General features: G+C 69.5%; 23 protein-coding genes and 2 pseudogenes. 10 read left to right on the forward strand and 15 right to left on the reverse strand.

The features are described 5' to 3' along the window. Positions 1–353 precede the first annotated feature (353 nt). Together EW117_RS24010 and EW117_RS24015 are read left to right on the forward strand one after the other, a co-directional pair. On the forward strand, positions 354–1,340 hold the full coding sequence (locus EW117_RS24010) for an IS630 family transposase (RefSeq protein WP_242504504.1): 987 nt from the start codon (positions 354–356) through the stop codon (positions 1,338–1,340). A gap of 41 nt (positions 1,341–1,381) precedes the next feature. Then, positions 1,382–1,942, forward strand: a complete 561-nt coding sequence (locus EW117_RS24015; RefSeq protein ID WP_129789244.1) for a hypothetical protein — start codon at positions 1,382–1,384, stop codon at positions 1,940–1,942. A 121-nt stretch (positions 1,943–2,063) separates the two neighbouring features. Here EW117_RS24015 and EW117_RS24020 read toward each other — a convergent pair whose 3' ends face one another. Beyond that, the gene (locus EW117_RS24020; protein WP_129789246.1) at positions 2,064–2,471 is read right to left on the reverse strand and encodes a hypothetical protein; all 408 of its coding nucleotides are present in this window, start codon (positions 2,469–2,471) and stop codon (positions 2,064–2,066) included. 374 nt (positions 2,472–2,845) lie between these two features. Between EW117_RS24020 and EW117_RS30865 the strand changes: the two are divergent. Then, a pseudogene (locus EW117_RS30865) lies at positions 2,846–3,172 on the forward strand (transposase family protein); the annotation flags it as partial. A 76-nt stretch (positions 3,173–3,248) separates the two neighbouring features. Then, positions 3,249–3,485, forward strand: coding sequence for a hypothetical protein (locus tag EW117_RS24030; protein ID WP_129789248.1), 237 nt, complete (start codon positions 3,249–3,251; stop codon positions 3,483–3,485). Positions 3,486–4,128: 643 nt separating this feature from the next. Here the strand turns inward: EW117_RS24030 and EW117_RS24035 are convergent. The 12 genes from EW117_RS24035 to EW117_RS24090 all read right to left on the reverse strand — a co-directional run bounded on the left by EW117_RS24035 (position 4,129) and on the right by EW117_RS24090 (position 16,269). Beyond that, on the reverse strand, positions 4,129–5,277 hold the full coding sequence (locus EW117_RS24035; RefSeq protein ID WP_165362844.1) for an MFS transporter: 1,149 nt from the start codon (positions 5,275–5,277) through the stop codon (positions 4,129–4,131). Between the two features lie 486 nt (positions 5,278–5,763). Next, positions 5,764–6,255, reverse strand: coding sequence for a hypothetical protein (locus EW117_RS24040; protein WP_129789252.1), 492 nt, complete (start codon positions 6,253–6,255; stop codon positions 5,764–5,766). Positions 6,256–7,559: 1,304 nt separating this feature from the next. Beyond that, positions 7,560–7,781 (reverse strand): excisionase family DNA-binding protein, encoded by a 222-nt coding sequence (locus EW117_RS24045; protein WP_129789254.1) that lies wholly within the window; start codon positions 7,779–7,781, stop codon positions 7,560–7,562. A 102-nt stretch (positions 7,782–7,883) separates the two neighbouring features. Next, a complete protein-coding gene (locus tag EW117_RS24050; protein ID WP_340641111.1) occupies positions 7,884–8,999 on the reverse strand; it encodes a tyrosine-type recombinase/integrase in 1,116 nt (371 codons plus the stop codon). Positions 9,000–9,427: 428 nt separating this feature from the next. After that, positions 9,428–9,805 carry a metal-sulfur cluster assembly factor gene (locus tag EW117_RS24055; RefSeq protein ID WP_129789258.1) on the reverse strand — a complete coding sequence of 126 codons (378 nt, stop codon included), beginning with the start codon at positions 9,803–9,805 and terminating at the stop codon, positions 9,428–9,430. A 10-nt stretch (positions 9,806–9,815) separates the two neighbouring features. Further along, on the reverse strand, positions 9,816–10,298 hold the full coding sequence (sufU, locus tag EW117_RS24060; protein WP_129789260.1) for a Fe-S cluster assembly sulfur transfer protein SufU: 483 nt from the start codon (positions 10,296–10,298) through the stop codon (positions 9,816–9,818). Between the two features lie 31 nt (positions 10,299–10,329). Then, positions 10,330–11,667, reverse strand: a complete 1,338-nt coding sequence (locus tag EW117_RS24065) for a cysteine desulfurase (protein ID WP_129789262.1) — start codon at positions 11,665–11,667, stop codon at positions 10,330–10,332. Positions 11,668–11,708: 41 nt separating this feature from the next. Then, a complete protein-coding gene (sufC, locus tag EW117_RS24070; RefSeq protein WP_129789264.1) occupies positions 11,709–12,479 on the reverse strand; it encodes a Fe-S cluster assembly ATPase SufC in 771 nt (256 codons plus the stop codon). A 38-nt stretch (positions 12,480–12,517) separates the two neighbouring features. Beyond that, positions 12,518–12,862 carry a non-heme iron oxygenase ferredoxin subunit gene (locus tag EW117_RS24075; RefSeq protein ID WP_129789266.1) on the reverse strand — a complete coding sequence of 115 codons (345 nt, stop codon included), beginning with the start codon at positions 12,860–12,862 and terminating at the stop codon, positions 12,518–12,520. After that, positions 12,859–14,064, reverse strand: coding sequence for a Fe-S cluster assembly protein SufD (gene sufD / locus EW117_RS24080; RefSeq protein WP_129789268.1), 1,206 nt, complete (start codon positions 14,062–14,064; stop codon positions 12,859–12,861). The genes EW117_RS24075 and sufD overlap by 4 nt, the downstream gene beginning before the upstream one ends. A 1-nt stretch (position 14,065) precedes the next feature. Continuing rightward, on the reverse strand, positions 14,066–15,502 hold the full coding sequence (gene sufB / locus EW117_RS24085) for a Fe-S cluster assembly protein SufB (protein ID WP_129789270.1): 1,437 nt from the start codon (positions 15,500–15,502) through the stop codon (positions 14,066–14,068). Further along, complete coding sequence (locus EW117_RS24090; protein ID WP_129789272.1) at positions 15,502–16,269, reverse strand: helix-turn-helix transcriptional regulator; 768 nt, start codon at positions 16,267–16,269, stop codon at positions 15,502–15,504. Before EW117_RS24090 ends, sufB begins: the two co-directional genes overlap by 1 nt. A gap of 337 nt (positions 16,270–16,606) precedes the next feature. On the opposite strand from EW117_RS24090, the gene EW117_RS24095 reads away from it, so the two are divergent. From EW117_RS24095 to EW117_RS24120, 6 genes and pseudogenes are all read left to right on the forward strand, one after another. Beyond that, positions 16,607–17,584 carry an ABC transporter ATP-binding protein gene (locus EW117_RS24095; RefSeq protein ID WP_422891551.1) on the forward strand — a complete coding sequence of 326 codons (978 nt, stop codon included), beginning with the start codon at positions 16,607–16,609 and terminating at the stop codon, positions 17,582–17,584. Next, positions 17,581–18,348 carry an ABC transporter permease gene (locus EW117_RS24100; RefSeq protein ID WP_129789276.1) on the forward strand — a complete coding sequence of 256 codons (768 nt, stop codon included), beginning with the start codon at positions 17,581–17,583 and terminating at the stop codon, positions 18,346–18,348. The genes EW117_RS24095 and EW117_RS24100 overlap by 4 nt, the downstream gene beginning before the upstream one ends. Positions 18,349–18,623: 275 nt before the next feature. Next, complete coding sequence (locus EW117_RS24105; RefSeq protein ID WP_129789278.1) at positions 18,624–19,853, forward strand: S8 family peptidase; 1,230 nt, start codon at positions 18,624–18,626, stop codon at positions 19,851–19,853. 159 nt (positions 19,854–20,012) lie between these two features. Next, the gene (locus EW117_RS24110) at positions 20,013–20,936 is read left to right on the forward strand and encodes a COX15/CtaA family protein (RefSeq protein ID WP_129789280.1); all 924 of its coding nucleotides are present in this window, start codon (positions 20,013–20,015) and stop codon (positions 20,934–20,936) included. A gap of 18 nt (positions 20,937–20,954) precedes the next feature. Further along, positions 20,955–21,050, forward strand: a pseudogene (locus tag EW117_RS24115) (ATP-binding cassette domain-containing protein); the annotation flags it as partial. 310 nt (positions 21,051–21,360) lie between these two features. Beyond that, positions 21,361–23,373 (forward strand): glycoside hydrolase family 48 protein, encoded by a 2,013-nt coding sequence (locus tag EW117_RS24120; protein WP_242504505.1) that lies wholly within the window; start codon positions 21,361–21,363, stop codon positions 23,371–23,373. Positions 23,374–23,506: 133 nt separating this feature from the next. On the opposite strand, the gene EW117_RS24125 is transcribed toward EW117_RS24120, so the two are convergent. Both EW117_RS24125 and EW117_RS24130 read right to left on the reverse strand, forming a co-directional pair. Then, positions 23,507–24,490 carry a hypothetical protein gene (locus EW117_RS24125; protein ID WP_242504506.1) on the reverse strand — a complete coding sequence of 328 codons (984 nt, stop codon included), beginning with the start codon at positions 24,488–24,490 and terminating at the stop codon, positions 23,507–23,509. 163 nt (positions 24,491–24,653) lie between these two features. Then, positions 24,654–25,286 carry an NUDIX domain-containing protein gene (locus EW117_RS24130; protein WP_129789282.1) on the reverse strand — a complete coding sequence of 211 codons (633 nt, stop codon included), beginning with the start codon at positions 25,284–25,286 and terminating at the stop codon, positions 24,654–24,656. Positions 25,287–25,311: the final 25 nt, after the last annotated feature.

Here is a 25,311-nt window from a genome sequence, read left to right on the forward strand (position 1 = left end):
GGTGGTTGCGGGAGAGCGGTGATCCGGATGGATCTCGGTGTACCGCCCGGCGAGGACGTCGGGCCGGGCGCACACCCGCGGTACCGAGCTTGATGGCTTGCCGTCTGGTCACGTCTGGCATCTCGGTCCTCCATTGGACGTCGTCAACGCGAGGGCCCCGCTCTGGGGGCTGGCGGCGACGAACCTACAAAGATATGACGTATATTGTCAACGACTCGATCGCGTATGGACGAAACGGGACCAAGAGGGTAGGCGCTGCGGCCTAAACATCTAATCTTCTGGAGCCCCGGATCTGCCTAGTGTCTTGCGCCTGGCGGTGGGCTCGGCGGGCGAAGTCGTCTCAGGCGTTGGCGTTGCGGTCGAAGATCGTCCTCGCTTGTGCCGACGGGCTGGACAACACGCAGGTGGCCGAGAAGCTGGGTTGTCACGTCGTGACGGTCGGCAAGTGGCGGGCCCGGTTCGTCGAGCACGGGATCGGTGGCTTGCACGACGAGGACCGCCCGGGTCGGCCTGCGTCGATCACGGTTGATCAGGTCGAGGACGTGGTGATCGCGACCCTGGAGGAGACGCCGAAGAACGCGACGCACTGGACGCGGTCGAAGATGGCCGAACGCACGGGCTTGTCGAAGTCGACGATCGGGCGGATCTGGAAGGCGTTCAACCTCAGGCCGCACCGCACGGGCGGGTTCAGACTCTCCAACGACCCGCTGTTCGTGGAGAAGGTGCACGACGTGGTGGGCCTGTACCTGAACCCGCCGGAGAACGCCGTGGTGTACTCGGTGGACGAGAAGTCGCAGGTCCAGGCACTGGCGCGGTCCCAGCCGGCGTTCCCGATGATGCCGGTCATGCCCGAGAAACGCACCCACGACTACGTGCGCCACGGGACCACCACGCTGTTCGCCGGGATGAACGTCGCCGACGGGACCGTGATCGGCAAGACCTACCGGTCCCACCGGGCGAGCGAGTTCAAGAAGTTCCTCGCCCTGATCGACAAGAACGTTCCCGACGGGCTGGACGTGCACGTGATCTGCGACAGCTACGGCACGCACAAGCACCCCACCGTGCAGCGCTGGCTGACCGCCCACCTCAGGTTCACGATGCACTTCACCCCGACCTACAGCTCGTGGCTCAACCAGGTCGAGCGCCTGTTCGCCCACGTCACCGATGACCTGCTGTGCCGCTCCGACCACCGCTCGGTCCAGGCCCTGGAGGCCGATCTGCACGCCTGGGTCAAGGGCTGGAACGAGAACCCGAAACCCTTCGTCTGGACCAAGACCGCCGACCAGATCCTCGAATCACTCGGCCGACTTCTTCACCGAATCTCAGACGCGGGAAACTAGGAGGTGACACTGTGAACACAACTTTCACTCGTGCCGTCGCCGTGCTCGCCAGCGGCGTACTGGCACTCACGCTGGCGGCCTGCGCCACGGGATCCTCCGGAGACCAGGTCACGGACGCGCATGCTCCCCGGGTCAAGCTCTATGACTCGGTTGCCGATCTCGCCGCGGACAGCGGCCTGGTCGTCACCGGTCAGGTGGTCGACCAGACCACCGCGACCGATATCGATGACGTCTCTGAGTTCACGCTGTCGACGTTCGAGATCTCGACGGTGATCGCAGGGGCAGCGGATGTGGCCGGGCAGCAGGTCGTGGTCCGTCAGCACGGCTCGGCCGAGCACCTGCCGCCGGCACCGCTCTTGGAGAAAGAGGGCGCCTACCTCCTCTACCTGACGCCTTCCGGCCTGGACGGCGAACTCGCCAAGCACTACTACATCACTGGCGCCAATGCCGGTATGTACCAGGCCACTGGTAGTCTCGCTCGCACCGCGACCGACACCTTCACGCAGATCGCTCCGGAAGAAGGAGAGAACCTCCGGAGCAACTCACCTCTGTGGACGCCCTCGGCTGAGCACGCCCGTCGTGAGGGCCCGCCGAGGAACTGAACTCGTCCCGGGCCCTCACTGCTTTCCGGTGCGCACTGCCCACGGAAAGCCGCCGGCCATCGCAGCGCGAGGACCGGCGGCTTCCTGTCTCGATCGCCCCGGGCCGGGGCCACCGCGTGTGTTACAGCAGCACGGAGACGACGGCGTTCGCCACGACGGCGGTGTTCACGTCGGCGTCGACCTCCACGACGGCGTCCACGATGGCGCCCACGAGGACGTCCACGTCGACGTCGGCGTCGGCGTCCACGCTGGCCTCGCCGGTCACCTCCACGACGGCGGCGACGACGGCGTTCGCGATCACCGTGGCGTCCGCGTCGGCGTCCACGGTCAGCACGGCGGTCACGACGGCGTGCGCGATCACGTCGGCGTCCACGGACGCGTCCGCGTCGAGGTCCAAGTTGATGATGGCGGAGAGCGTGGGCTCGATCGGGTCAGCCTGGGCCGGGAGTGCTGCGAGGCTCATACCAGCGAGTGCGATGGCCGAACCGGCGATGATGCGGCGGCCCGTCTTCTTGAGAACCGAAACCATGAATCTCTCCTCCTACGTACGGTGACATCGGCGAAGGGATGATCTCCCCGGGAATGATCGTAGGGAAATTTTGCGCGAACCACATCTTGAGTGGCGAATATATTCGGCAATATGTCGGAATGAGCCCCTTTCGTAAGGGCGCCTATCCACTATCGAATGCCGCGACCTCCTCTCGGTTATTAAACGAATCAGTTCGGCGCAAAGGGGTGCCGCATCGGGCCCAGGGCTCCGGCAAAGTCGTGACTATAGGAGCGGTGGGAGGGGTGCTGCGTTGCGTCTTTGCTGGTGAGACGAGGCGCGGGGACGTGTGACCGGCGAGTTGGATCGGAAGTTCTCACGCTCACCGGTCCGTCTCGAAGGAACACGCCCCCGCTATGCCATCGTCTCGCACGCGCTCGACTGCGTCCAAGTCCGTCTCGTCGAGGGCCGTCGCCCGCGATGTCCTGCTGCTCGACCCGCTGGGGAAGGTGCCCGACCCGCGTGCACGGCGCGGGCGCCGGCACAGTGTGACCGCGTTGGTCGCGGTAGCGGTATGCGCGGTCCTGACCGACGCTCAGGGATTCACCGCGATCGCCGAGTGGGCCCGCAATGCCGGCAAGCGACGACTGGCCCGGCTGGGTATGACACGCCCGCCGGCGGACGAGTCGACGTTCCGGCGCCTGTTCGCCAGGCTGGACGCGGACCTGCTGGACCAGATCCTGTGCTCGTGGACGTGCACGAAGGCCGCGGTGATCGACGGGCTGCGTGTCTGCGCGATCGACGGGAAGTCGGCCCGCAGTGCCCACAAGAAGAGCGCGACGACATCGTTTCCTGGTCTCCGCGTTCGACCACGCCACCGGGATGGTCGCCGCCCAGGTCGGTATCGGGTCCAAGGACTCGGAGATCACCGCCGCCCGTACCCTGCTGGACCTGCTCGACCTCAAAGGCACCCTGTACAAGGTCACCCGTACCCGGCGTCGCCTGCGCCCCGCCACAGCCCAGGCCGCACAGGCCGGTTCGGGGCGTGCATCGTGAGCAGCCCGGACCAGGCATCTGGCACCGACTCGACCGAACCCGATCTGCCCGGAGAGGAACCCCAGGACGAGCCACTGGCCGCCCAGGACGGCACACCGGTTGATCCGTCTCGCCTCTCGCTCCTGCGGATGCTGGGCTGGCGACCCGGCGAGCCCCTGCCCGACGTCGACAGCTTGGGCAACGCACTGGGCGAGGTCGGTAACGACGCACCGCTCCCTGCTGCCCCGGGCATGGGCGGGGCCGGGGCGCACTCGAATGCTGACCTGCTGCTTCCGGCGGAGCCGGAACCGGTGGTGCCGATCAACTGGAACACCCTGGACGCGGAGCAAGCCGAGCAGGAGTGGTGGCAGCTGGACGCGTTCGTGTACTGGCTGCGCGACAACTTCGGGCTCACACCACAGGAGCTGCCCCCGATGTGGCACCGGCACCCCGAGCTGATCTGGGAGCTGTCCGCGCTACGCACCTCGTGGCTGGCCGGGCACGCCGAGGACGCCCACCCCGGATCACCGAACGCGATCGACTACAGGCTGCACGCCGAACCACGCCGGCCACCCGCCCAGCGGCATACCGTTCATCCGCCGCACACGTGTCCTCTCAGAGAGCTGGGGATCAGTCGTGCAGGACGGCGCTCCGTGGGGTGGTCTCAGTCGGGGTTGCGGCGGGCGAGGGCGATTCCCGCGCAACTGAGGGCCACCGTGGCGGCAAAGGTGAGGGGAAGACCGATGCCATCGGCGACGAAGCCGATCACGGGAGGCCCACCGAGATACGCGAAGTACCCGACAGCGCTGACCTGCGCGGTCATTGCCGCGGCTCGGCCGGGCGCGGATCGGCTGGCACGGGAAACTGCTATGGGGAAGACCGGGCCCAGTACCAGCCCGACCAGGCCGATGGCCACAGCCATGGCGACGGGATGGGAAGCCACTGAGCCGAGCGGCACGAGGCAGATCACGACCACAGCAATGGTCGTCAGGACTGTGCGTTCCGTGAAGCGGTTCAGCACGGTGTCGCCTGCTGAGCGGGAGACGAACATCGCCAAGCTGAACAAGGCCAACGTGTTGGCCCCCAGGGAGGCGGGCGCTCCCAGGTCGCGGGTGATCAGCAGAGCTGACCAGTCGGTGATTAGCCCCTCGATGAGCAGGCCAGAGACGGCGAGCACGGCGATCGTCACCGGCAGGCCGAAGCGCCTGTTCCGCACGAAGACCGGGGTGTCGTGGGCTTCTCGTTCTGTAGGAGTCCGGGGCTGGGACCACAACGTCGGAGCACACACCAGCGTCAGGGTCACGAGGAGGACAGCGACGGCGAGGAAGTGCTCAGTCACCGTGGCGCCGATATGCGTGGCTGCTACGCCGCCGAGGGCGCCGGCGAGCACGCCGAGGCTGTACCCGCCGTGCAGTCGTGACACTACCCGGTGGCCGGTGTGCTGCTGGTAGGTGATGGCGGCGGTGTTCATGGCGATGTCGAGGACGCCACTGGCTGCACCGAGCAGCATGAGCACGCCGGTTAACTGCCACATGCCATCGACGACGCCGATCAGCGGCAGCGACACGCTGAAGGACAGCGCCGTGACCACACTGACCGGTCCTGACCTCACACGATCGAGGATCCGTGCGGTGAGCAGCAGTGCGGGGACCGATCCGGCGGCGACACCGAACAGGGCAATACCCAGTTCGCTGTCACTGAGATTCAGGAGGTGCTTGACCTCTGGAATGCGTGGGGCCCAGCTGGAGAGAACAGCCCCATTGACGAAGAAGACGACCCAGAGACGAGCAGCGAAAGAACGATTGTGTGTCAAGTGCAAGGCGACCCTCAGGCCGCCCTGACGACTACATTCGCCTTTCCCCCGGACGGTCAGGAGAGGCGGTCTATGACGTTTGGAACACTCTCACGATACCAACCGAAGTATCAAGCCAAGATTCACATAGCGAAGATTCTCCCTTCTGTTCACTGTTCCTTGTTCTGCGGTGAGGTGTGCCGGTCACCGGCCGGGGTGAATGGCTGACAAGGACTCGGCCTTCCTCCAGGGGCAACGGTGCCAGGCTGTGCCAGCTGGGAGTGGCGGCCTGCTGCCGATCGGGCTGGGCAACGTGGCTGGCGGTCCCTGCTCTTGAGGTCCGGACAGGAGCGAGCAGGCCGAGTTTCGCGGAGGAACGGTTGCGACCGCTGCTGCACGAAGGGGTGACAGGCCCCCGTCTCGATTCGTCGGACCCAGAGCCGCTCTACCGGAGAGTTCCCAGGTGGTTGTGCCGACATGTCGCCGACAACAACAGCGGCCCAACCGCTACATGACGGAGGCCGACGCATCGAGGCCCCTGACGGCGGGCCGGTGGGTGTGCCCGCCAAGGAGCGAGACGCGGCCGCTGCGGTCGCGCTCGAGCGTGAACCGTCGGCTGGCACCATCAGCGGCCGAACGGCGCACCACCGACAGCCGAGCCTCGCGCGGGTACCCGGCACCGCGGTCCGGGCCGCCACGAGTGCCGTCATGGACGGGCAGCCGCAGACAAGCGCCCTCCCAGCCCTCCGGACTCAGGATGGTGGTGCCATAGTGCCGGGCCCGAGCCAGCAGCCAGCGCTGCTCCGCCCCGGACACCCGAGCGCCCGGACCGACCACGACGACGTCGATGCCGCCGATGAGCGCAGCGAGGACCGCAAGGGTCTGACCGCCGGTGTCCGGGACCAGGAACGTACCCTCCATGTCGACGCCGGCCTCGGCCAGGGCGACCATGCCGAGCACGGGCCAGCCCACCACCGCGAGCCACGCCCCACGCTGCATGGCTCCCAGCAGCCAGCCCAACAGGCCTGCCGAGCGCTGACCACGGTGACGGCGCCGGCCGGGAGCACGCCGTCGGGCAGGAGGCCGGTCAGCGGCTCTGGGCGCTGCGGGGCGAGCGCGAGCGCTTCGGACCGGTGGCGCACGTCGATGCGCCGCTCCGCCGAGCGCAAGGCGGTGCGCGCCGCCTCCAGCGCCGACACGCGACCCGATCCGAACATGAGTTCGATTCTACCTGTCTGTCGCGCACCTTCCAGGGGCCGTCTTTCGCTCCGATGGCAGGTAGCTCCGGGCCGATCCGGGCGTGTGGTGCTCGGTGCGCACCTGGTCGCTGACCACGGACGCCCATCGGGGTGTCTGGAACCTCGAAGGGGGCAGGGAGCGATCATGACGATCCCCATCCGACAGAGCCTGAAAGGCGTGTTCCTGGCCGGGCTGCGGCCCGGTACTACACGTACCGGAATCCCGGTGCTGCGCGCGGTGGTGCGTGCCCAGCGGTGGCGCCACGACGAGCAGGACGAGACGTTCACCGCTCAGCAGGCCGTCAACCTGCGATCTGGTCGTCTTCCACGAAGGCACCCAGCGGGCCAGCACCCGGTTTCGTCCCGGTGGCGCGTTCGTCGCGTCCGGGCATTCCAACACCTACGAGGCCCTGCGCGACGGCAATCCGGTGCAGTGTCACGAGTTCGTGGCGCGCCGCCTCGGGCACGACGCCGCGCGCACCCGGTACAAGGTCACCCGCACCCGCCGCCGACTGGGCCCCGCGAGCCCCTCGGCCGCACCGGCAGGCTCGAGTGCCCGTGCCACGCAGGCCGGAACGGGGCAGGCGTCATGACCAGCCCGGACCAGGCACCCGAGCCTGACCCCGCCGCCGAGCCCGGCCCGGACAGCGCGCGGGCAGGACAGCCCGTTCGCCGGGATCGGCGGCGCGATGCACTCCCCCGGATCACCGACACGGTCGGACGGGGCAAATGAGCCAGAGGAGTTCTTGCCCGTGCAGGAGGCGGCGCTGGGTAGGCCGTCGCAGGAGTCGCTGCTGCGGCTGCCGGGCTGGCGACCCGGAGACCCCCCGGACGACGGCGAGGTTGCACGGTCAGACGACACGGACGAAGAACCAGATGGAACAGACCTCCCGCGAGACTACCGATGCGACCACACCGCACGAACAGTCGGCGCGTTCCGGCCGCCCGCGACCTGCATGGCTCCGTCGTCGCCCCGGCTTCTGGCTTCTTGCTCGTCTACGAACCAGGTGCTCAGGACTCACCCGGCCGATCAACGCACGGCAGAGGCCACGAACATTGCACCGCTCACCGCGCGTTCGATACGGGCACCAGCAACGCTGCCCTCGTCTCGTCGAGGTCGATGCGGATCAGGCGCCCGATTCGGTACGCCCGAACGGACCCGTCCGCGATGCGCCGCCGAATCGTCTTCACCGAGACGCTGAGATCGTCTGGCGCCGTGGCGAGGGATACAAGGCGGCCGCCTGGCACACTTTTCTTAACCCTGACTGCCGGGGGCTGGGAACTCATCACCGCACTCCTCTCTTACGGCGCTTCGGCCGTCGTCACCAAGTAGGTGCGCAACCTTTCCCATCATGGGCAACCGTCCATGCCAGGCCCGAGCAGATCCCCTCAACGGTGCCGGCCCACCTCTCCCGCGTCCGCGCGGGCGTCCTCCCGCGCCTTCCGCGCCCGCCGGGCGGCAAGCTCGTCCTGGAACGCGGTACCGACCTTCTCCGCGATAGCGTGCCGCCGCTCCTCATCCCCGATGTGCTGGTAGTGCAGCACGATCGTCGGGTGGGCATGCCCTGCGATCGCCATCAGCTCCTTCAGCGTCGCCCCGGCGCGCGCGGCCCAGGTCAGCGCGGTGTGCCTCAGGTCGTGGATGTGCAGGTCGTCGAGCCCAACCTTGCTTCGGGCCAACTTCCAGTTCCGTTCGACGACTGACGCGTGCAGGACACCTCCGCGCTTCGCGGGGAACACCATCCCGTCGCTGCCAGGTCCGGCGTACTTCTCGAGGTGCTCTTTCAGGATCGGCACGACGAACGATGGGATCGGCACGTCACGGACCGACATCTTCGTCTTCGGCGGACCGATCTCGTTGTACCGTCGGGCCTGCTTGTTGTTCGCTGCCGTGCCCCGCACTTTCACCACAGCACGGCCGGAATCAGTCAGAACCAAGTGCCGACGACGTAGCGCGCGCAACTCTCCGTTGCGCAGACCAGTGGTCACCGCCAGCGGAACCAGTGCCTGCAAATAATCGGGCAACAACTCCGTCAGATGCCACATCTGGTCGGGCGTGAGCACCACAGGCTCGTGTATCGCCTCGTACTGCAGACCGCGCTTCACCTTGGCGGGCGACCCGTCCAGCAACTCGTGATCGACCGCGTCATTCAGGATCGAGGAAAGCACCTGGTACGCGCTGAACAGGACCCCTCGCCCGTCGTTGTTGCCCTTGTACCCATTCGCCTTGCGGACATTCGCCTCGGCGGACACCGTCGCTGCCAGGCGCGTGTACCAATTCGCCACGTCCAGACGGCTCAGATCGTTCAGCGCGATGTCCCCCAACTCCGGGAGAATCCTCTGCGCCAACGCCCGCTCGTACCGGTTCCGTGTCGACGGCCGGAGCTTCTTGTTCGCGACCGACCGCTCAGCCCACTCCGCAAGCGTGATCGCCCGCTGTCGTGCCAGGCGCTCCTCACGCTCACGTACCTTCGGCGGTCTCCATTCACCACGGTCGATGAGTATTCGCTCTGCGTTGAGCTAAGCCTCGGCCGCCATCTTGTCCCCGAAGGAACGATTGTGTTTCTCCGTGTCCGGGCCAACGTAACGTGCCCGGACGCTCGTGACCCTGCCGGTCACTGCGCTCGTGCGCTCCCCCAGGAGACCGAAGGTGCGCCGGGTAGTTCTGCTGCGTGCCATGGGTGGGTCCTCTCGCCCACCAGGTGCACCCACCGCGACAGCAAGCCTCGCTGGGACTTCGATACACCCGCACACATCCCGAGGATGGCCCGTTACCTGCGGACTCATCCCCGGCCTCGTCGGACTTCAGTGGGACTTCGTGTGGCCTCCCGAGGCCACTCGCGTCCACTTCCGTCTCACGGGCCCGAAGAAGAAACAGCAGGTCAGGTGGCATTTCCCCAGTTCAGGGAGCTGCCACCTGACCTCCAGAATCCTCAGACGTTGAACCCGAGCATCCGCAGCTGCTCCTTGCCGTCGTCCGTGATCTTCTCCGGACCCCACGGCGGCATCCAGACCCAGTTCACGCGGAACCCGTCCACGATGCCCTCGAGCGCCTGCGCGCTCTGGTCCTCGATCACGTCCGTCAGCGGGCAGGCCGCCGACGTCAGCGTCATGTCGATCGTCGCGTGGTTGTTCTGGTCCACCTGGATGCCGTAGATCAGGCCCAGGTCGACGACGTTGATGCCCAGCTCGGGGTCGATCACGTCGCGCATCGCCTCTTCGACGTCCACCACGGTGGTGGGCGAAGTGCCCGCACCCTCAGCGGGAGCGGCCGGGGCTTCCTGCCCGACGTCGGTGCTCGCCTCAGTCATCGGTCTCTCCTCAGTTCGTTGCCAGTGCGCCGCTGCGCGCCAGCGAGTCCTTGAGCGCCGCCCAGCCGAGCAGCGCGCACTTGATCCGCGCGGGGTACTGCGACACGCCGGTGAAGGCTGTCGCGTCGCCGAGGGCGTCCTCGGCATCGTCGTCGTCCAGGCCCTTGCCCCGGGACGACATCAGGTCGTGGAACAGCCCGTCGAGCCGGGCCACCTCGGCGAGGGGAGCTCCCTCGACCAACGAGGTCATGACCGACACCGAGGCCTGGGAGATGGAACATCCCTGGCCTTCCCACGAGACGCCCGCCACCGCGCCCTCCGGCGTGACGTCGACCCGCAGGGTCACCTCGTCACCGCACGTCGGGTTCACCTGGTGCGACTCCCCCGTGAGATGCCCGTGGTCCGCCGACGGAACGTCGACGAGCCCGCGGCCCACCGGGTGCTTCGCGTGGTCCAGGATGACCTGCTGGTACATCTGCTCGAGCGTGCTCACGACGCTGCCTTTCTCGGTCTCCCTGAAGATCTCACTCTGCTCCGAAGAACGCCCGGACCCCCGCCAGTGCTTCCCGGAACGCCACAACTTCTTCGACCGTCGTGTAGACGGACGCCGACGCGCGCGCCGTCGCCGCGATGCCGAACCGGCGGTGCAGCGGCTGTGCGCAGTGGTGGCCCACCCGGACGGCGATTCCCTTGTCGTCCAGCACCTGCCCGACGTCGTGCGCGTGCACGCCGTCGACCACGAACGAGACCACAGCCAGGCGGTTGGCGGTGTCGAGAGGCCCGATCACCCGTACGCCCGGGATCTCGGCGATCTTCAGCATCTCGGCGGCCAGCTCGGCCTCGTGCCGCGCGACGCCGGCCATGCCGAGCTCCCCGAGATACTGAGCCGCGCACCCCATGCCGACGGCCTGGGCGACCATCTGCGTGCCGGCCTCGAAGCGCTGCGGCGGCGGCGCGTACGTGGTGCTCTCCATGGTCACGACCTCGACCATGGAGCCGCCGGTGACGGTGGGCGGCATGGCCTCGAGCAGCTCGCGCCGCCCGTACAGGGCGCCGACGCCCGTGGGACCGAGCATCTTGTGCCCGCTGAACGCGGCGAAGTCGACGCCGAGCTCGTGGAAGTCCACCGGCATGTTCGGCACGGACTGGCAGGCGTCGAGCACCGTGAGGGCGCCCACGCGCCGGGCCGCCGCGACCAGGGTGGCGACCGGCGCCACTGCCCCGGTCACGTTCGACACGTGCGCGAAGGCCAGCACCTTGGTGCGGTCGGTGACTATCGCGTCGAGGTCCGCCAGGTCGAGCCGGCCGTCGTCGGCCACCGGGATCCAGCGCAGAACCGCGCCCGTGCGGGCGCACAGCTCCTGCCACGGGACCAGGTTCGCGTGGTGCTCCGCCTCGGTGACGACTATCTCGTCGCCCGGCGCGAGCCGGAACCGCGCGGCCGCCTCTCCCCCGCGCCCCAGGGACGCGTTGGAGAAGGCGTAGGCGACGACGTTGATCGCCGCCGTCGCACCGGGCTGCCAGACGATCTCTCCCTCGTCTGCCCCGACGAACGCGGCGACCGCCGCGCGCGCCTGCTCGTACGCCTCGGTGGCCTCCTCGGCGAGCTGGTGCGCGCCGCGGTGGACCGCGGCGTTGCGCTGCTCGTAGAAGTCCACCTCGGTGTCGAGCACCACCTGCGGCTTCTGCGACGTCGCGGCGGAGTCCAGGTAGACGAGCGGTTGACCGCCGCGCACCGTGCGCTCAAGCAGCGGGAAGTCCGCCCGGACGGCGGTCAGCTCGGTCGTGGAGAGCGTGCCGGTGCCGGCAGGCTCGACCTCGAGCGCCGGGTCGCCCGGTCGCACGGTGGCGGTGGTGGTCATGGTGTCCTCTCGCAGAGAGTGAGCGTTTGCTCAGCGGTGAATCAGGCCGAGACCGTCTTGTTCGCGCCGAGGTACTTGTCGTAGCCCTCTTCCTCGAGGCGGTCGGCCAGCTCGCGGCCACCCTCCTCGGCGATCTTGCCGTCGACGAACACGTGCACGAAGTCAGGCTTGATGTAGCGCAGGATGCGCGTGTAGTGCGTGATGAGCAGGATGCCGATGTCGGTCTGCTCCTTGGCGCGGTTCACGCCCTCCGACACGATGCGCAGCGCGTCGACGTCGAGGCCCGAGTCGGTCTCGTCGAGGATCGCGAAACGGGGCTTGAAGAGCTCCATCTGCAGGATCTCGTGGCGCTTCTTCTCACCGCCGGAGAAGCCCTCGTTCACGGAACGCTCGGCGAAGGCCGGATCCATGCGGAGGTTCTCCATCGCGCCCTTGACCTCCTTGCCCCAGGTGCGGAGCTTCGGGGCCTCGCCGGAGATGGCGGTCTTGGCGGTCCGCAGGAAGTTCGCGACCGAGACGCCGGAGACCTCGACCGGGTACTGCATGGCGAGGAACAGGCCGGCGCGGGCACGCTGGTCGACGGTCATCTCCAGCAGGTCCTCGCCGTCGAGCGTGGCGGTACCCGAGGTGACCGTGTACTTGGGGTGGCCGGCGAGGGCCGACGCGAGCGTCGACTTGCCCGAGCCGTTGGGGCCCATGATCGCGTGGGTCTCACCGCTGGCGATGGTCAGGTCGACACCGCGCAGGATGGGCTTGGGGCCTTCCTTGGTCTCGACGCTGACGTGCAGGTCGCGGATCTCGAGGGTGGGCATATCGGTTACTCCAGGGTTAGCTTGCGAAAGTCAATGGGTCAGGAAACGGGGACGGTGACGTCGATGTCGACGAGCACCTTGTCGCCGTCGACGGTCACCGGGTAGACAGGCACCGGGCGTACGGCCGGAAGCTGGACGGGCTGACCGGTCCGCAGGTCGAACTGGGAGCCGTGCAGCCAGCACTCCACGAGGCAGCCCTCCACCTCGCCGTCCGACAGCGAGACGGCGCCGTGGGAGCAGATGTCCGAGACGGCGTGGAAGTTGCCGTCCGCGTCCCGTGCGACGGCGACCGGGACCGGGGCGCCGTCGGCGCCGTCGAGCTCCACGAGCATCGCCTCCTCCGGTGCCAGGTCGTCGGTCATGCAGGCCAGCTGCGCGGTCATGCGGCCGGTGCTCCGGTGATCACGCTCATCGACTTCTCCAGCTCGGCCTCGATGGAGGCGAGCAGGCGCTCCTCGACGGACGGGACGCCGATCTCGTGGATGAGCTCGGCGAAGAAGCCGCGCACGACGAGACGACGGGCCTCGACCTCGGGGATGCCCCGGGCCTGGAGGTAGAAGAGCTGCTCGTCGTCGAACCGGCCGGTGGCGCTGGCGTGGCCGGCGCCGGCGATCTCGCCGGTCTCGATCTCGAGGTTCGGCACCGAGTCCGCGCGCGCGCCGTCCGACAGGACCAGGTTGCGGTTGAGCTCGTAGGTGTCGGTGTTCTCGGCGTTGGCCCGGATCAGGACGTCGCCCACCCACACGGTGTGCGCCCCGGAACCCTGGAGCGCGCCCTTGTAGGTCACGCGGGACTTGCAGTCCGGCACCGCGTGGTCCACGAAGAGGCGGTGCTCCTGGTGCTGGTCGGTGTCGGCGAAGTAGAGGCCCACCATCTCGACCTCACCACCGGTCGCGGTGAACTCGGCGTCCGGCGTAATGCGGACGACGTCGCCGCCGAACGTCACGACCACGTGCTTGAGCTTCGCGTCGCGGCCCAGGCGGGCCCGGTGCGAGGAGGCGTGCACGGCGCCGTCGGCCCAGTCCTGGACGCTGACGACGGTGAGATGCGCGCCGTCCTCGACGACGATCTCGACGGTCTCGCTGAGCAGGCCGCTGCCCGCGTGGTCGATGAGCACCACGGACTCGCTGTGCTGCTCGGCGCGGACGAGCACGTGGGCCGCCGTCGCGTCCTGCGACACGCCCTCGAGGCGCACGGAGGTGACCTCGGAGGTCACGGCCTCCTTCGGGATGGTCACGATCGTGGCCTGCTCGAAGGCGTTCCACGCGGTGACGGCGGTGCGGTCGCCGGGCCGGCCAGCGGTGCCGAGGCGAGCGTCGTCGCGTGCGACGGTCTCCACCTTCACCTCGGGGGCCGCCGTCACCTGGACGGTGACGCCCGAGGTGCCCAGCTCAGCCTGGAAAAGCGGCTGCAGCCGGTCCGCCGGGGAGAAGCGCCACTCCTCCTCGCGGCCGTTGGGGACGGGGATGTCCTCCAGGGAGAACGACGTGCGGCGCTCTGCTCGCGAGCCCTGAGGCTTGCCGCCGACGCCGTGCGTGTGGGCGCCGTCGGCAACAGCGCGCGAGTGATCGGTCGTGAGAGTCATATCAGCCGACGGACCCTTCCATCTGCAGCTCGATGAGGCGGTTGAGCTCGAGTGCGTACTCCATGGGCAGCTCGCGCGCGATGGGCTCGACGAACCCGCGCACGATCATGGCCATGGCCTCGGTCTCTTCCAGACCCCTGGACATCAGGTAGAAAAGCTGGTCCTCGCTCACCCGCGAGACCGTGGCCTCGTGCCCCATGGACACGTCGTCCTCGCGGACGTCCACGTACGGGTAGGTGTCGCTGCGGGAGATCTGGTCCACCAGCAGCGCGTCGCAGAGGACGTTGGACGCGGAGTGGGAGGCGCCCTCGAGCACCTGGACCAGACCGCGGTAAGACGTGCGGCCGCCGCCGCGCGCCACGGACTTGCTCACGATCGACGACGACGTGTTGGGCGCCGCGTGCACCATCTTGGCGCCGGCGTCCTGGTGCTGGCCCTCGCCCGCGAAGGCGATGGACAGCGTCTCGCCGCGGGCGTGCTCGCCCAGCAGGTAGATCGCCGGGTACTTCATGGTGACCTTCGAGCCGATGTTGCCGTCGACCCACTCCATCTGGGCGCCCTCGGCAGCGGTGGCCCGCTTGGTGACCAGGTTGTACACGTTGTTCGACCAGTTCTGGATCGTCGTGTAGCGCACGCGGGCGTTCTTCTTCACGATGATCTCGACGACGGCGGAGTGCAGGGAGTCCGACGTGTAGATCGGCGCCGTGCAGCCCTCGACGTAGTGCACGTACGAGCCCTCGTCGGCGATGATCAGCGTGCGCTCGAACTGGCCCATGTTCTCGGTGTTGATCCGGAAGTAGGCCTGCAGCGGGATCTCCACGTGCACGCCCGGCGGCACGTAGACGAACGAGCCACCCGACCACACGGCCGAGTTCAGCGCGGCGAACTTGTTGTCGCCCGACGGGATGACCGTGCCGAAGTACTCCTGGAAGAGCTCCGGGTAGTCGCGCAGGCCGGTGTCGGTGTCGACGAAGATGACGCCCTGCTCCTCCAGGTCCTCACGGATCTGGTGGTAGACGACCTCGGACTCGTACTGGGCGGCGACGCCCGCGACGAGGCGCTGCTTCTCCGCCTCGGGGATGCCGAGCTTGTCGTACGTGGCCTTGATGTCCTCGGGCAGGTCCTCCCAGGACGTGGCCTGCTTCTCCGTGGAGCGCACGAAGTACTTGATCTTGTCGAAGTCGATCCCCGACAGGTCGGAGCCCCAGTTCGGCATGGGCTTCTTGCCGAAGAGGCGCAGCGCCTTGAGACGCTGGTTCAGCATCCACTCGGGCTCCTTCTTCAGGGCCGAGATGTTGCGGACCACTTCCTCGCTCAGGCCTCGCTGCGCGGACATGCCCGCGGCGTCGCTGTCGTGCCAGCCGTACTCGTAAGAGCCGATGCTGGCGATGATCTCATCGTCGGAGCGCTGCTCTGGCGCTTGCGTTTCTGCGCTCATCACTTTCCTTCGGTGGGGGTCGTCGCGGGGATGTTCTTCGCGGGGGTGTGCAAGGGAATGTTCACGGGGATGTTCGTCGTGCAGGCGTACGCGCCCCCCGCGATGGTCGCGAGGCGCTGGACGTGCGAGCCCAGCAGCTCGCTGAACGCGCGGGCCTCCTGCTCGCACAGCTCGGGGAACTCCTCGGCCACGTGCTGGACCGGGCAGTGCCCCTGGCACAGCTGGACCGCCCGGGCCACCGTGCCGGCCGTGGGACCGGTCAGCGGCGTGGGGACCGGACGTACGGAGGCGGCGTACCCGTCGGCCGACAGCAGCTGGACGAGCTGTGCGGCCCGGCCCTCGGCGGTCTCGGCCGTGAGGTGCGGCGCGTAGCTGCGGGCGACGGCGTCGAACCGCTCCTTGGCGAAGCCGGCCACCGCCTCGCTGCCGCCCGTCTCCCGCAGGAACCGCAGGACCTGCCGGGCGATCTCCTGGTAGCCACCCGCCAGCTCGGACTGGCCGCCGCTCGTGACGACGTACCGTCGGGCGGGACGCCCGCGCCGGGGAGTGCCCGACCGCGAGGCCTCGTGGACGGTGATCTTGCCGTCCTCCTCCAGGAGGGTCAGGTGCCTGCGCACGGCCGGGGCCGTCAGCTCCAGGACCGCAGCGAGGGCGCCGGCGGTGACCGGCCCGCGGGACGCGACGAGCTCGAGCACTCGCCGGCGGGTGGTGCCGTCGGTCTCGTGGCTCGCCACATGCCCGGCTGACACCTGTGTCGATGCGCTCATGCTGTCACCTCCCTCACGTCGATCCTCGTGTCGATCCCGAGGCATGGTTCACCCCGGGTGTGCACGCCTTCCTAGCGCCAATGCTTTTGAGAACATCCTTGTTCCCTAATTCGAGATGCGCAAGGAAGGCGAGCCTCAGTTGGGCTCGATCGCGACACATCTCACACGTGCGGTCCACACCCAGGTCACCTGGTGAGACGACGGCCCTCGTGCCGCCGCCTACGATAAAGCGGTGCCCCTGTCCGACGCGCCCGCGCTCGACCCCGTTCAGGCGGCCGCCGCGGGCACCACCGCGGCCGGCCCCGCCGGTGCCGCCAGTACCGACCACGAGGTCGCCGTGGAAGTACGCGGCCTCGTCAAACGGTACGACGGCCGCGCGGTGGTGGACGGCCTCGACCTGGTCGCCCGCCCCGGCGCCGTGACCGCCGTCCTGGGCCCCAACGGAGCGGGAAAGACGACCACCATCGAGTGCTGCGAGGGCCTGCGCTCCCCCGACGGCGGCACCGTCCGCGTGCTGGGCCACGATCCCGTTGCCGACGCGCGCGCCCTGCGACCTCGCGTCGGCGTCATGCTGCAGGACGGCGGCCTGCCCACCGGGGTACGCGCGCTGGAGCTGCTGCGCCACGTCGCCGCCATGTACGCGACCCCACGGTCCGTGGACGAGCTCGCGGAACGCCTGGGCCTGCGCGGCTTCGCCCGCACCACGGTGCGCCGCCTCTCCGGCGGGCAGCGGCAGCGGGTCGCGCTCGCCGCGGCGGTCGTCGGGCGGCCCGACGTCGTCTTTCTCGACGAGCCCAGCGCCGGTATGGACCCCCAGAGCCGGCGCGCCGTCTGGGACCTCGTGCGCGAGCTGCGCGCCGACGGCGTCGCCATCGTGCTGACCACCCACCTGATGGACGAGGCCGCCGACCTGGCCGACCACGTGCACGTCGTGGACCACGGCCGCGTGATCGCGTCCGGCACCGTCCGCGAGCTGACCGACGGTCCCGGCGCCCCGGGAACGATCCGCATCGAGGCCACCCCAGGCCTGGACCTGACGAACCTCCTCCGCGCCCTCACTTCGTTGAGTGCTGGACATTCGCCCCATCAGCAGGCCTCGGACGGGCGAGAATCCAGCACTCAACGAAGCGAGGGGTGGACGGCCGGCGAGAGCGAGCCCGGGGTCTACGTGCTGACCGGGGCCGTGGAGCCCGCCACGCTCGCAGCCGTGACGGCGTGGCTCGCGGAGCGCGGCGTGCTGGCCCGCTCGGTCACCACCGGTGCGCGCACCCTCGAGGACGTGTTCCTCGACCTCACGGGGAGGAACCTGCGATGAGCGTCGAGACCACGCCGCCCGCCGCCGCACCCGCCGTCCGCCGGATCGCCGCCCAGGCCGCGTTCGAGACGCGCGCCATCCTGCGCAACGGCGAGCAGCTCCTCGTGACGATAGTGCTGCCCGTGCTGGTGCTCGTGGGCCTGGTGCAGACCTCGTTCCTGGACCTCGACACGCAGGGGTTCTCGCGGATCGACTTCGTGACGCCGGGCGTGCTCGCACTCGCCGTCATGTCGACGGCGTTCACCTCCCAGGCGATTGCCACCGCGTTCGACCGGCGCAACGGTGTGCTGCGCCTCATGGCCACGACTCCGCTGGGCCGCACGGGGCTGCTGGCCGGCAAGGTGCTCGGAGTGCTGGCCGTCGAGGTGGTGCAGGTGGTCGTCATCGCCGGCGTCGCCCTCGCGCTCGGGTGGCGTCCGGAGCTGGGCGCGCTGCCCGCCGTCGTCGGCGCCGGACTGCTGGGCACCGCCGCGTTCACCGCCCTGGCGCTGCTGCTGGCCGGGACCCTGCGCGCCGAGGGCGTGCTCGCCGTGGCCAACCTCGTGCTCGTGCTGCTCACCGTGGGCGGTGGCGTGCTGCTCCCGGCCGAGCAGCTCGCCGGGCCGCTGGCGCACGCCGCGGTGCTGCTGCCGTCGGGCGCCCTGGGCGAGGCGATGCGCGGTGCCCTGCTGCACGGGTCGGTGCCGCCGTTCTCCGTGGTGATCCTGCTGGGCTGGACCGCCGCGCTCGGCGCGGGCGCGGCCCGCCTCTTCCGCTGGCACTGAGCTGTCCCGCCCGGCTCGCCGACTTCGGTCACTTGCCCGCCGGGTCTCGGTGACTTCGGTCGGTTGCTCTGAGATCGGTCGGTTGAACGACCGATCTCAGAGCAACCGACCGATCTCACGGCGGCGGTCAATCAAGCGACCGACCTCCTGGATTGCCCTCATTCGGGTAAACACGTAGCCGACCCCATACGCGGAAGGTATGACCAATTCGTTGGGTTGGCGGGTGAAATTTGCACGTTTAGGGTGCATTTCACCTACACTCCCCAGGAGGCAGCGTGACTTCCACTCACAGCAACCGCCGTCGGCTGATCGTCGGTGCCGGCATCACGATCGCCCTCGCGGCGGCTCCGGCTGCGGCAGCCATGACGTCCTCGGCGACGCCGGCAGCGGCGCCCGTCGCAGCGTCGGCGCCCGTCGCGGGCGCGCTGATCGAGGACTCGTACATCGTCGTCCTCGAGGACAGCGATGTCGCCAAGGCCGAGGTCAGGAGCACGGCGAACGGCCTCGCGAAGAAGTACGGCGGCGAGGTGCGCCACTCGTACACCAACGCGGTGCGCGGCTTCTCGGCGTCGATGTCGGCGAGCGAGGCCAAGCAGCTCGAGGGCGACCCGTCGGTCGCGTACGTGGAGCAGAACCGCGTGATGACGGCGACCGACACGCAGTCGCCGGTCCCCTCCTGGGGCCTGGACCGCATTGACCAGGCGGAGCTGCCGCTCGACGACTCGTACACGTACGAGAGCTCGGGCACCGGCGTGACGGCGTACATCGTCGACACGGGCATCCTGACCACCCACGAGGACTTCGGCGGCCGCGCGGTCAGCGGCACCGACACCGTGGACGGCGACGACGACGCCACCGACTGCGCCGGCCACGGTACGCACGTCGCGGGCACCGTCGGCGGCTCGGACTACGGCGTCGCCAAGGACGTCTCGCTCGTCGCCGTCCGCGTCCTCGACTGCGAAGGCTCCGGCAGCTTCGACGGCGTCATCGCCGGCATCGACTGGGTGACCGCCGACCACGAGGCCGGTGCGCCGGCTGTCGCCAACATGTCGCTCGGCGGCGGCTTCTCGCAGGCCGTCAACGACGCCGTGTCCGCGGCCGTCGCGGACGGCGTGACGTTCGCGCTCGCCGCCGGCAACGACGGCGGAGCCGACGCCTGCGACGGTTCGCCGAGCTCCACCCCGGAGGCGCTCACCGTCGGCGCCACCGAGGACACGGACGCCCGCGCCGAGTACTCGAACACCGGCAGCTGCGTGGACATCTTCGCGCCGGGCTCCGACATCACGTCGGCCTGGTACACCAGCGACACCGACGAGAACACCATCAGCGGTACCTCGATGGCCACGCCGCACGTCGCGGGCGCCGCGGCCCTCGTGCTGAGCGGCAACCCGGCCGCCACGCCGGCCGAGGTCGGCGACGCCCTGACGGGGGCCGCCGTGCCGGACGTCGTGACGGACCCGGGCACGGACTCGCCCAACCTCCTGCTGAACGTGGCAGGCCTCTGAGGTCCACCACCCGGCACGTATCAGACGCTCAGGTCACTCCGGTGGCCTGAGCGTCTGACATGTCTGGGGCGCGTTCCTGACAGCTAGTCCGCAAAGAATCACACCCGGTGCGGGACGAGCACGGGAGGCGGTGGCGCCGTCGGGCGCTAGCGTGGGTCCGTGACCGCAACCGCCGCCCCCACCTCCCGGTTCGCCGCGCTCGCCGGACGCATCGACCGCTTCCGCCACTGGACGCGCGTCGTGCTCATCGCGAACCTCGTCGGCCAGATCGGCATCATCGGGACCGGCGGCGCGGTGCGCCTGACCGAGTCGGGCCTGGGCTGCTCCACCTGGCCGGAGTGCGAGCCCGGGCAGTTCACGCCGCAGTTCCACGAGGCCACCTCGCTGCACCCGTACATCGAGTTCGGAAACCGCACGCTGACCGGCGTCCTGGGCATCATCGCGGTGCTCGTCGCGGTGGCGGTGTGCACGGACCTGAAGCGCTCCGCGTCCTACCGCGCGCTCGGCCTGGTGCCGATCGTGGGCGTGCTGGCGCAGGCCGTCATCGGCGGCGTGGTCGTGCTGCTGCACCTGCACCCGGGCTGGGTGTCCCTGCACTTCGGGGTCTCGGGCGCCCTGGTGGCCGCGTCGCTGTACGTGCTGCACCGGCACGGTGAGGGTGACCACGAGCCCACGCTCGTCGTGGGGCCGCGGGTGCGCGCCCTGGCCTGGGGCCTGGCCGCGCTGACCGCCGTGGTGGTCGTGCTCGGCGTGCTCACCACGGGCGCCGGTCCGCACAGCGGCGACGCCGAGGTGGGGTACCGGTTCGCCATCGACCCCGCGCTGCTGACCAAGTGGCACGCCGCCGCCGTGTGGACGTTCCTGGCGGTCCTCGTCGCCTACCTGGTCGCCGTGCGCGGCGGACCCGCTCCGGTGCGCCGGGCCGCGCTCGTCCTGCTCGGCATCACGCTCGCACAGGGGCTGATCGGGTACGTGCAGTACTTCACCGACCTGCCCGAGCTGCTGGTGGGGCTGCACATGATCGGCGCGGCCGTGCTGATCGCAGGGACGACGCGGGTGTGGCTGACGACGCGGGTGCGCTGAGCCGGTCGTGACAGCGCTCTGACAGTCCCCTGCAAGCAGCCCCGCGGCGTCCTCGGGCCCAACGGCGCGGGCAAGACCACCACCATCCGCATGCTCGCGACCCTGATGCGCCCGACGCCGGAGAGGCGCGGTCGGCGGGTGGGCCGTGTCAGCCGCCCCGTCGGACCAGGGCGCTGACTGGCCGCACCAAGTGCGCCGACAGCACCCCCACCCCTGCCGGCGCCCCCAGCGGCGGCGAACCGGCCCCGCCCGTGTGAATCAGTTAAGTCCGTTGCCTGCTCCGGCCCGCGCGCCGACCGTCTGAGGAGCGCCCGCACCGCGGGTGCCGTTCGACGACGCACGCACCGGAGGCCACGCCATGAACCGAGTCCGAAGGCGGAGAGTCCTAGCCGCCGCAGCACTGGCAGCACTGTCACTGGGCGCCATGGGCATCCTTCCCGCGGCCGCCGGCCCGGCGGACGCCGACCCGGACCCCGTCACCCGAGCGGCGCCGGGCACCGTGACCGGCGAGTACGCGGACCGGTTCCTGGAGATGTACGCCAAGATGCACGATCCCGCCAACGGCTACTTCTCGGCGCAGGGCATCCCGTACCACTCGGCGGAGACGCTCCTGGTGGAGGCGCCGGACTACGGCCACGAGACGACGTCGGAGGCGTACAGCTTCTGGCTGTGGCTGGAGGCGTCCTACGGGCAGATCACCGGCGACTGGGAGCCGTTCAACAACGCGTGGGACACGCTCGAGGCGTACATGATCCCCACCACCGAGAACCAGCCGACCAACAGCGCGTACAACCCGGCCTCCCCCGCGACCTACGCCCCGGAGCACAACCACCCGAGCGCCTATCCGGCGCAGCTCGACACAGGCATCGCGGTGGGCCAGGACCCGATCGGCGCCGAGCTCCGCCAGACTTACGGCACCAGCGAGGTCTACGGCATGCACTGGCTGGCCGACGTCGACAACGTGTACGGCTTCGGCGCCGCGCCCGGCTCCTCCGAGCTGCTGGGCCCGGACTACGAGGGCACGTCCTACATCAACACGTTCCAGCGCGGCCCGCAGGAGTCGGTCTGGGAGACCATCCCGCAGCCCGCGATCGACGACTTCTCCTACGGCGGCCCGAACGGCTACCTGGACCTGTTCACCGGTGACGCGAGCTACGCCCGCCAGTGGAAGTACACCAACGCGCCCGACGCCGACGCCCGCGCCGTCGAGGCCGTGTACTGGGCCAAGCAGTTCGCGAACGAGCAGGGTGCCGGGGGCGAGATCTCCGGCACCGTCGACAAGGCATCCAAGATGGGCGACTACCTGCGGTACTCCCTGTTCGACAAGTACTTCAAGGAGATCGGCTGCGAGTCGACCAGCTGCTCGCCGGGGTCCGGCCGCAGCTCGGCCCACTACCTGCTGTCCTGGTACTACGCCTGGGGTGGCGCGCTGGACACGAGCGGGCCGTGGGCATGGCGGATCGGCTCCTCGCACGCCCACTTCGGCTACCAGAACCCGCTGGCCGCCTACGCGCTGTCCACCGACGCCGACCTGGTGCCGGCGTCGCCGACCGCGCAGGACGACTGGTCGGTCAGCATGGACCGGCAGCTGGAGTTCTTCCAGTGGCTGCAGTCGGCCGAGGGCGGCATCGCGGGCGGCGCCACCAACAGCGTCGACGGGGCCTACGGGTCCCACCCGGCGGGCACCCCCACGTTCTACGACATGGTGTACGACGAGGCGCCCGTCTACCACGACCCGCCGTCGAACCAGTGGTTCGGCATGCAGGGCTGGGGCGTGGAGCGGATCGCCCAGCTCTACCACCAGACGGGTGACGAGCGGGCGCAGGCCATCCTCGACAAGTGGGTGCCCTGGGTGCTCGACGAGATCACGGTGACCGCCGACTCCTGGCAGGTGCCGTCCGAGCTGTCCTGGAGCGGCGCCCCGGACACGTGGAACCCGAACAGCCCCGGAGCCAACGCGGGCCTGCACGTCGACGTCACGTCCCACGGGCAGGACGTCGGAGTGGCCGGCGCCATCGCGCGCACGCTGATCTACTACGCCGCGGCGTCGGGCGACCAGCAGGCTGCGGATACCGCCAAGGCCCTGCTCGACGCCATGTGGGAGCAGAACAGCGACGAGAAGGGCATCGGCACCGTCGAGTCCCGCGCCGACTTCGGCCGGTTCGACGACGAGTACCAGGCCGGCGGCAACGGCGTCTACGTCCCGCAGGGCTGGACCGGCACCTACCCGAACGGCGACCAGGTCTCGGCCGGCGTCTCGTTCCTGGACATCCGGTCCTTCTACGAGGACGACCCCATGTTCGGCGAGGTCCAGGAGTACCTCGACGGCGGCGACGTCCCGCAGTTCACCTACCACCGGTTCTGGGCGCAGACCGCCGTCGCGACGGCGATGGCGGAGTACGACCGCCTCCTAGGCGCCGGCGCCACCCCCGAGTAGCCCTGCACCCACCGCGAGGTAGAACTCTGGCGAGGTAGAACCAGGGCGAGGTAGGACCTCAGCTTGGCTGCGGTTCTACCTCGCCAGAGTCCTACCTCGCCAGAGTCCTACCTCGGCAGGAAGGGCCGAGCGGTCAGACCTCCGGGGTCCAGAGGTCCTCGCCGTTCGGGGGCGTGCCGACCGCGCCCACGGCGACCGGCACGGCCTCCGGGACGTCGCCCAGGGCGCGCTGCGAGACCGCGCCCGACGAGAAGTTCGCGTAGCACTCGGGGCAGTACCAGTCCGGGGTCGGCACCGGCGTGTCGAAGCCGCCGTACACGACGTCCGGCTCGAGCTTCATGTTGTCGTGGATGCCCTGGCCCCACACGATGCGCTTGGTGGCGCCGCGCTGACCGCACGACGGGCACGACGGACGCATCTGCGCCCGCTGCGACAGCACCGCGTGCGGGTGCAGGAGCGCGTGGCACGGGCCGCAGACGAGGAAGGTCTGCTCGATGAGCTCCGCGAGGGGGCGCTCGCCGGTCTCGCCGGTGTGCGCGCCGTCGTCGTGCGGCCGCAGCTGCATGACGTCGACGAACCGCTCGCACGAGGCGCAACGCTCCTCGCGGCGCAGGTCGGCGCCCGCCACCTGCTTGTGGCCGAGCAGGCGCAGGACGTGCAGATTCGGCGACAGCTCGTCGGTCTCGCAGTTGCCCGCGTCGAGCGTGCCGGTGGCACCGTGCTTGTACTGGTGGGCGATGCCGTCGAGCACCAGGCGGGCGTGCTCCTGCGGCAGCCAGCCGGACGACCGGGCGTACGCCGCGGCACCGTTGAACAGGTCGTCCCAGACCACTGGCTTGTCCGGGCCGAACACCTCGTCACTGACCCAGTCCTCGCCCTGGCTGGTGCCCATGAGCTCGACCGCGGCGACGATGCCGGGCTCGGAGCCCACGACGGTGACGACGACGTCACCGCGCTGGGGGCCGTCGGCCCCGCCGGGGAGGCGGTGCTCGTGGCTACGGCTCGCGATGGCGACCGCCTCGCCCAGCCAGTCCTCGGACCAGTTGAGGTAGACGGACGGAACGAGCCACGCCGGGAGGGACGATACGTTGGGAAGCATGTCGGGTTCGCTGGTCACGCGGGGAGAATAGCGCAGCCCGGTGACACGGATATAACGGGCCCGATAGGCGGCGTCCGAGTGCGGCCCGGATCATCGGCAAACTGTCAGGTGATCGGTCGCTCGTGTCGCCGATCACCTGACATTTGTCGATCATTCAGGGATTTTTCCCGTACCCACCCGCTCAGGTCCTGCGGTACTCCCACGGGCTGTCCACCGGGCGGAGCGTCTCCCAGTCCGAGGCCCGCCCGATCGCGGCCGCGAGCACCCCCGCGATGGTCGCCGCGTTGTGCAGCCGGCCCGCGAGCGCGAGCGCGGCGGCTTCCTCGAGCGGCACGGGGACCACGACCATGTCGGCTTCCTCGGCCTCGCGGGTGTGCCGCTCGCCGTCGGGCACCGGGGTGAGGTCGCGCGCCAGGTAGACGCGAATCGCCTCGTTGCTGCCGCCCGGCGTGGGCAGCAGGTCCAGGAGCACGTCCCAGGTGGCGGCCGTCATGTCCGCCTCCTCGGCCAGCTCGCGGGCCGCCGCGACGTGGGGGTCCTCGCCGTCCAGGTCGAGCAGGCCGGCGGGTGCCTCCCAGAGGAAGGCGCCGACCGGGTGCCGGTACTGGCGCAGGAGCAGGACGTCGCCGTCGTCGTTCAGCGCCACGACGACGACCGCGCCCGGGTGGTCGACGTACTCGCGGCGCACGATGCCGCCGGCCTCGCCCAGGTCGACCTCGTCGGAGACCATGTCGACCACGAAACCCTGGAACGGGACGTCGAGCCGCCGTGCGGGGCGCGGGTCGATGACGTCCGTGACCTCTTCGCCGTTCACACCGTCACCTTCCCCCGGACGAGGC

The sequence above is a fragment of the Promicromonospora panici genome, from assembly GCF_900608595.1.
Classification (GTDB): Bacteria; Actinomycetota; Actinomycetes; order Actinomycetales; family Cellulomonadaceae; genus Promicromonospora; species Promicromonospora panici.